The 1,003-nt window shown below is 40.6% G+C and carries 1 protein-coding gene; it reads right to left on the bottom strand.

Annotated features, from left to right (window positions below; all coding sequences use genetic code 11):
• Nucleotides 1-1,003: hypothetical protein (locus tag VSA01S_RS20155; protein ID WP_186810643.1), on the bottom strand; the 1,003-nt coding region annotated here is incomplete at both ends.

A 1,003-nucleotide genomic window follows, 5' to 3' on the forward strand; every position in this document is an offset into this window, starting at 1 on the left:
ACAGTAATTATTGATCGGTTCAATAACACCAGAGGCGGTAGCGGCTTTACAGCCATCCGCAGTTGTTGAAGGTAATGGGTGTACATTAGAATCAAGTCGGTGGGCTAAAACAGCGTTCAAGTTATCACCAGCAAACCATATACACCCTGCGCTGTCGATAAATGGAGCATACAATCCGTTGCTATATAAAAAGTTATAAACTATTTTTTCACCTGTGGTCCAATTATAAGCAACTGCATCTGAAAAAAAACCCGCAAAAACGGTGACAGCTTGATTCAATTCATTGATAAAGGTCACATCAGCACCGAATGTATAGGGCATATCATTAAGACTAATACTAGTTTCTAATGAGATAACATTTTGTGGGTCATCGATACTCACACATTGAGGATATAGCACTCCTCGATGATGGATACACACAGAATCAATTTCAGCACTGGGAGTGTAAGTAAAAAACGTGACAGGGTACCCTCCATTTGAAGTTAACGATATTGGTTGATTCCAACCTGAACAAAGCGCGGAACTATTAATATTCCAACAGGCCAGAGAAGTATTTTGGTTGACTAAAAAATACAACTTGTTATGACTTTCATCATATTTTAATGTTCCTCTTGAAGTTGAGGTATTTCCTGCAAAGTTACCGCCTAATAATTTAGGGTATACGCCACCACAGAGGCTGAGGTCTTTGTTCACACAATGTAGGGTTCCTGATTCATCGACAGCATAAATTTTATCGTTAGCTGCAACAATTTCGATAGGAGGCCAGAAGGTACTGCTCCGACTATGACTCCCTAATTCTATATATCCACAATCGCTGTCGCTCATCGCATCCCAGCAAGAAATGCCGTATTTAGAGTTATTCCATGCATTGAAATATATTTTATCGTTCTCATCAATCAATGCTCCACCTAGCATGCCACCTCTAGAGCTGCTGTTACCCATTGGCGTTATTCTCGGGTAACCGGGGCAAGTCTGATTAGACTGAACATCGTGGCAATAGAAG

The organism is Vibrio sagamiensis NBRC 104589 (assembly GCF_007990935.1).
Classification (GTDB): domain Bacteria; phylum Pseudomonadota; class Gammaproteobacteria; order Enterobacterales; family Vibrionaceae; genus Vibrio; species Vibrio sagamiensis.